9 protein-coding genes are annotated in these 5,936 nt (G+C 41.3%); 7 read left to right on the top strand and 2 right to left on the bottom strand.

All coding sequences use genetic code 11. From position 1 onward, the window contains the following. A partial coding sequence (locus VIN08_RS04575; protein ID WP_331960901.1) for a DUF1905 domain-containing protein occupies positions 1-293 on the bottom strand: 293 nt, incomplete at its 3' end. Positions 294-393: 100 nt separating this feature from the next. On the opposite strand from VIN08_RS04575, the gene VIN08_RS04570 reads away from it, so the two are divergent. From VIN08_RS04570 to VIN08_RS04545, 6 genes are all read left to right on the top strand, one after another. Beyond that, positions 394-840: a MarR family winged helix-turn-helix transcriptional regulator gene (locus tag VIN08_RS04570; RefSeq protein WP_331960898.1), complete on the top strand. Its 447-nt coding sequence runs from the start codon at positions 394-396 to the stop codon at positions 838-840. A gap of 105 nt (positions 841-945) precedes the next feature. After that, complete coding sequence (locus VIN08_RS04565) at positions 946-1,656, top strand: pirin family protein (protein WP_331960895.1); 711 nt, start codon at positions 946-948, stop codon at positions 1,654-1,656. 65 nt (positions 1,657-1,721) lie between these two features. Continuing rightward, the gene (locus tag VIN08_RS04560) at positions 1,722-2,573 is read left to right on the top strand and encodes a pirin family protein (protein WP_331960892.1); all 852 of its coding nucleotides are present in this window, start codon (positions 1,722-1,724) and stop codon (positions 2,571-2,573) included. A 66-nt stretch (positions 2,574-2,639) separates the two neighbouring features. After that, positions 2,640-3,245: a nitroreductase family protein gene (locus tag VIN08_RS04555; protein WP_331960889.1), complete on the top strand. Its 606-nt coding sequence runs from the start codon at positions 2,640-2,642 to the stop codon at positions 3,243-3,245. Next, complete coding sequence (locus VIN08_RS04550; RefSeq protein ID WP_331960886.1) at positions 3,246-3,641, top strand: OsmC family protein; 396 nt, start codon at positions 3,246-3,248, stop codon at positions 3,639-3,641. Next, a complete protein-coding gene (locus tag VIN08_RS04545) occupies positions 3,638-3,886 on the top strand; it encodes a (4Fe-4S)-binding protein (RefSeq protein WP_331960883.1) in 249 nt (82 codons plus the stop codon). Before VIN08_RS04550 ends, VIN08_RS04545 begins: the two co-directional genes overlap by 4 nt. 10 nt (positions 3,887-3,896) lie before the next feature. On the opposite strand, the gene VIN08_RS04540 is transcribed toward VIN08_RS04545, so the two are convergent. Then, positions 3,897-4,808, bottom strand: coding sequence for a TIGR01777 family oxidoreductase (locus tag VIN08_RS04540; RefSeq protein WP_331960880.1), 912 nt, complete (start codon positions 4,806-4,808; stop codon positions 3,897-3,899). A 246-nt stretch (positions 4,809-5,054) separates the two neighbouring features. On the opposite strand from VIN08_RS04540, the gene VIN08_RS04535 reads away from it, so the two are divergent. Then, a complete protein-coding gene (locus tag VIN08_RS04535; RefSeq protein WP_331960877.1) occupies positions 5,055-5,750 on the top strand; it encodes a hypothetical protein in 696 nt (231 codons plus the stop codon). Positions 5,751-5,936 lie beyond the last annotated feature (186 nt).

Raw genomic sequence — 5,936 nt, 5'->3', positions numbered from 1 at the left:
AGCGTTAGTTTACGCTCATCTACATTCAAAACAACCTTTACTTTATCGCCATCCTTTTTGCCAATGGCTTTACGCATTGTGCCATTTACGGGCAAAATAAAACTCCCATCGCCCATAGGAAGTATAGCAACCTTTTCGAATGCAAACTGATCTATACTTCCTTTTACGCGAAAAGAGACTTTAGTGTCGGGCTTGAGTTTTTGCGCCTGCGCTGCCGAGATCTCAATAAATGTCCAGCCGCTCTTTTCGCCTTTCTTATTAAACTTTAAAAGAGTTGTGTTGTACTGAATCATAAAGAATATCCTGTCAAAACAAGTTTACAACTATTTTGTGAATGACGGAATGTTGTATCGACAACATTTGTTCTATCTTGGTATGATCAACCGAATAACTATGCCACTCGAAGACGATATCAAGCAAAGCAAATTCTCAAGCGAGTACCAAAAGGCCAGTATCAACATTCTTTTTACCGGAAGCTGGCTCTATAATATTAATGCGACTGACCTGAAAAATTTTGGTATTACACCCGAGCAATACAATGTGCTTCGCATTCTTCGGGGCAGCCATCCCCAGACGATGATGCTGGCAGAAATTTCTTCGCGCATGATTGACAAGAACAGCAATTGCACCCGACTGGTAGAGAAGCTTCGTCAAAAAGGACTTGTAACACGCGAGCTCTGCGAAGGGAACCGCAGGCAGGTGGATATTGCCATTACCAATAAAGGGCTTTCTCTTCTCAAAAAGATGGACGTTGAAATGACCTGGCAGAATACTTTTGAAAACATCTCCAAAAACGAAGCAAAAGAGCTGAATCGCATATTAGACAAACTCCGGGGTTAGTCTTATCAACAATTGTTGTATCAACAACAATTGTTATGAACTTAATTGTAGTGGATTTGTTATGTAGTCAGAAACATTTTAGGAACAATTAAAAAAACCAATTATATGAATACCGTACTCCATAAAGCTACCACCCGTGGACATGCCAATCACGGCTGGCTTGATACCAACCATACTTTCAGCTTCGCACATTATTACGATCCTACCCGCATGCACTTTGGCGTGTTGCGTGTTTTGAATGACGATTTTGTAGATGGCGGCAAAGGCTTTGGCACACACCCTCACGATAACATGGAAATAATTTCTATACCTCTTCATGGCGACCTGGAACATAAAGACAGTATGGGAAACACTGCGGTTATCAAACAGAACGATGTTCAGATTATGAGTGCCGGCACAGGTATATATCACTCTGAATACAATAAGAACAAAGATCAAAAAGTGAACTTTCTGCAGATCTGGGTATTTCCAAAAGAAAAGAATATACAACCCCGGTATGAGCAGAAAACATTTAAGCCTGAAGACAGAGTGAATAAACTTCAGGAAGTAGTATCGCCTTTAAAAACATCCGAAGGTGTATGGATCAACCAGGATGCGTGGTTCCATCTCGGCAATCTGAAGAAAGATTTTCAGACCGAGTATACTATCAAGCAAAAAAATAATGGTGTATACATCTTCGTGGTAGAAGGCGATGTCACCATCAATGGTCAAGTATTAAATAAACGTGACGGTTTCGGTATCTGGAATACTGATAAACTTTCCATCACTGCCAACAGTGATGCTGAAGTACTGCTCATGGAAGTGCCCATGAACTAAAGAATACATGCAGCGCCCAATATATACCGGGTGCTGCATATTGTTGTATAAAACAATTTATTGCTATGAAAAACAGAACCGTATCAACATTGTTATATTCTCAGGTGGTGAACATGGGAGGGATGCCGGTTCGTCAACCATTTCCTACTCAGCGTGTAGAACAACTGGATCCATTTCTGTTGCTGCATCACCATCGCATGGAGGCAAACGAAGATTCTCATTGGGAAGGAGTAGGAGCACATCCGCATCGCGGATTTTCTCCTGTAACATTTATATTCGAAGGCTCACTTCGCCATCGTGATAGCCGTGGTAACAATAGTGTTGTAGAGTCAGGTGGTATTCAATGGATGAATGCCGGCATGGGTATTATCCATAGCGAGCGTCCAGCCGATCCTTACAAGAGTATAGAACTGATACAGATCTGGATCAATACACCTGCTGAACACAAAATGGATCAACCTCAATACCATCCGGTAACACGCGAAGAAGCTCCTGCTTTTCGAAGTGAGGATACTTTAGCTTCGGCTCGTATATTTTCCGGAGAGCTGCTGGGCATAAAAGGTAAAATAAATCCGCTGAGTCCTATAAATGCAGCAACTATAGATTTCAAGAAAGGCGCTAAACTTTCTATTCCACTTCCGTCAGAACATACTGCATTTCTATATCTGCTAGATGGTAAACTTTCGGTTGGTGGTTTCGGGTTAGTAGAAGATCATCACGCTATAGTATTTAATCGTGATGGAGAAGGGATTACCATTGAAGCGTTGGAAGATACCCGCACACTGTTAATGACCGGCAAACCTCTTGATGAACCGGTAGTATCGTATGGGCCATTTGTGATGAATACTCAGACTGAGGTAATGGAGGCTATGCGGGATTACCAAATGGGTAAAATGGGAATTTTAATAGAAGACTGATCTGTTATACCGCGAAAGCAATTGTATAAAAAATGCAATTGCTTCTTGCTTTTCAGAATGCGTACTTTGAATCTCGAACCAGACAAAGAAGTGATGGAAAAATCATCCAGCATAGACCACCCTGTACTTGATCTTATTAAAAAAAGAAAAAGTGTCCGCGCCTTTTCAAGTGAACCAATTGAAGCCGATAAGATCAACTCATTGTTTGAAGCTACACGTTGGGCTCCCTCCAGCAGTAACGAACAACCCTGGGTATATATCTACGCCACGCGTGATCAGACAGAATTGTGGAGTAAACTTCTTGACCCATTGAACGACAGCAACAAGATATGGGTAAAGGATGCTCCGCTTCTTATACTAAGCCTGGCGCGAAAAACCTTTTCGCGTTTTGGCAGTGCTAATGCACATGCTCTATATGATTTAGGAGGTGCCAATTCTTTTCTCTCACTGCAAGCAGTAGAGTTAGGGTTGCAGGTAAGGCAGATGGCCGGATTTAATGTTGAGAAAACTATTCTGAACCTAAATATACCCGATACCTACGAAGTGGGCGTATTTATAGCGGTGGGATATCCGGGCGACCCCGCCAATCTTCCGGATCAATTAAAGCAAAGAGAAGCAGCTCCTCGCGAGCGATTTCTTCAACAGGAATTTGTTATGAACCGTACTTTTTAAATGATACCCGAAAAAACAGCTATAGCAACGATCGGTAAAGATGCGTATGCTACACAACTTGAAACAACTTCACACACACTAACAGCCGATGAGCCTGTTGCAGATGGTGGCAAAGATCTCGGTCCGCAGCCAACGGATTTTCTTCGCATGTCGTTGGCTTCATGCACCGCTATAACGCTTCGCATGTATGCCGACAGAAAGGGAATGAATGTAGAAAAGATCAAGGTTACAATTTCAACGGAGACTATAGATAATAAAACGGTATTCCACCGCTCGGTAGAAGTTACCGGTGCTATTGATGATGAGCAACGTAAGCGCCTGCTTCACGTGGCTAATTCATGTCCTGTTCATAAAATACTAACGAACCCGATCGAAGTACAAACGCAGCTTTCATGAAAGACATTACGAAGAAATATACCAATGGGGAAATTACGATTATATGGAAACCCGCTTTGTGTATTCACTCAACGTTATGTTGGAAGGGACTTGGAGAGGTATTTGATCCTCGTAAGCATCCGTGGATCACACCCGAAAAATCATCCACCGAAGCTATTATAGATCAAGTGAAGAAATGTCCTTCAGGTGCATTGCGTTATTACTACAATGCGGAGAAGGAAGATAACAATATTAGCCAGCAGTAACTATATATATTTACCGGGTTAATAGATCAGCTAATGCTTTCTCCAGTGTATCGAACTGAAATTTGAATCCAGCCTGTTGAATTTTTTCTGAAGATACTTTACTGCCTTTTAACACAAGGTTCGCCATCTCTCCCAAAAGCATTTTCAAAGCGAAAGCCGGCACAGCAGGAAGGAACAGCGGCTTATGCAGTGTTTGTGCTATCGCTTTTGTTAATTCACGATTTGTTACCGGATACGGACCTGAACCATTATAGGCACCGGTCATCTTTTCGTCTTGTATAGCTTTTATAAAAATCGAAACGATGTCATCCAGGTGTATCCAGCTTATATACTGTTCACCCGATCCTAGCGGTGATCCTGCAAAATACTTTATAGGTTTGCTCATTTCCTTCAATGCGCCCGCCTTTTCGCTCAGCACTATACCTATACGAACTTTTACAACACGTATACCCAACTCCTGAATCCGATCTATCTCAGCCTCCCATTGCCTCACCACATTAGCGAGGAAGTCGTTTCCCGGTGTATCATTCTCACTATATACCTTTTCGTTATTCTCAAAACCATAATACCCTATAGCGGATGCTGATACAAACGTCTTTACCTGGTGTCCGCCTTTTTGAAGTTCGTTGAAAAGCAACTGTGTGGATTGAGTGCGGCTCTTCAGTATCTCCCATTTGCGCTCATCTGTCCAGGGTTTATCGGCAACACCAGCGCCTGCCAGGTGAACTATAACTTCCGTTCCTTCGAGCGCATGACGATCAAATTGGTTTTTATCAACATCCCACAAAAATGTTTTAGCAGATCCTGATCGATGGTTACGGCCAAGATGCGTTACACGATGCCCTTCCGCAAGCAACAATTCTGTAAGGCGTGTTCCTATCAAACCGGAAGCACCTGTGATCAATATATTTTTTAAACTCAAGGTGTATTTAGTTTAGTGCCTGTTAAAAACATAGGTGTTATCTATTGTGCAAACATCACCATTCTATATAGATCGCTTTGTTAATGAAAGCTCAATTATTGTTAACTACCTGTTAAAGTGTATACCGTACCGCCTGCTTTTACCGCTGTACACTATGACAACTTTGTGCGTAGCTATCTACATTAAAACCGATACTACACAATTTTTTATTTAGTTTTGACGTCTGTTAAAATTATAATACCAAACATGCATTGCCTCAAAAAGTTTCTACTATTTGCTACAATCTCTCTGATATCATTCTCTGTTCACGCGCAAACTGTTACCGTAAAAAAGGAAAGCTCGCGCATTAAAGGAGAAAATACCGAAGGCTATGAAACTCTGCTGGACGGAACATCGGCAGAAGTAAATACTTCGTTTACAAAATTCCTAAAAGCCTATGGCAAAGTAAAACAGAGCGAAGGTATAATTATACTAAACGAACCCACACTAAGTGGCAGTACATTTACCACACCCATTTATGCGATGGTAAAAGACAAAAGCCAGAAGACATCTGCCTGGATCGGGATTCGTGCAGACAGTTCTACAACTGATGTATCCAAAATAAATAAAGAGCTGGAGAAAATTCTCCACGAATTTGGCGTGAAGTTTTATCGTGATAAAATCCAAGTGCAGATTGATGAGACTACTCGTGCTACACAGGCTGTTGAAAAACAACAGCAACGCATGATTAACGAAGGTAAAACACTTGCAACTAAACTAGAAGATAACAAACGCGAAAAGATTCAATTGGAGAAAGCATTAGAGAATAATAAAACACAATACGAATTGCTGTTAAAGAAAATTGAAAAGAACAAACACGATCAGGATTCTATCGCCATAGCAGCTGAGCAAATCAAGAAGGTTACTGCCATGCACAAGGAAAAACAACAGAAGGTAAATTAACACATTTACCTTCCTATATATCTATTGAACTCTCAAACTATCCATCAATATATCGCGCCATCGTTTTGTAGCTTTATCAAACTGAAAGCGATCATCCGGAAATTCTATATAGCGATCGCCCTTATACTTGGAACGGAACGGAGTAAGGTCTTCTCCTTTTACCATCAGATCGAAAAGTTCAAAGGC

Source organism: Ohtaekwangia sp., assembly GCF_036568665.1.
Lineage (GTDB): Bacteria > Bacteroidota > Bacteroidia > Cytophagales > Cyclobacteriaceae > Ohtaekwangia.
This window is presented reverse-complemented; position numbering and strand designations above follow the sequence as displayed.

What these genes read in the sequence shown, in the direction of transcription:
- VIN08_RS04545 (WP_331960883.1), top strand. Translation starts at nt 3,638, where the DNA reads ATGAAAGACATTACGAAGAAATATACCAATGGGGAAATTACGATTATA.
- VIN08_RS04560 (WP_331960892.1), top strand. Translation starts at nt 1,722, where the DNA reads ATGAAAAACAGAACCGTATCAACATTGTTATATTCTCAGGTGGTGAAC.
- VIN08_RS04570 (WP_331960898.1), top strand. Translation starts at nt 394, where the DNA reads ATGCCACTCGAAGACGATATCAAGCAAAGCAAATTCTCAAGCGAGTAC.
- VIN08_RS04565 (WP_331960895.1), top strand. Translation starts at nt 946, where the DNA reads ATGAATACCGTACTCCATAAAGCTACCACCCGTGGACATGCCAATCAC.
- VIN08_RS04535 (WP_331960877.1), top strand. Translation starts at nt 5,055, where the DNA reads ATGCATTGCCTCAAAAAGTTTCTACTATTTGCTACAATCTCTCTGATA.
- VIN08_RS04550 (WP_331960886.1), top strand. Translation starts at nt 3,246, where the DNA reads ATGATACCCGAAAAAACAGCTATAGCAACGATCGGTAAAGATGCGTAT.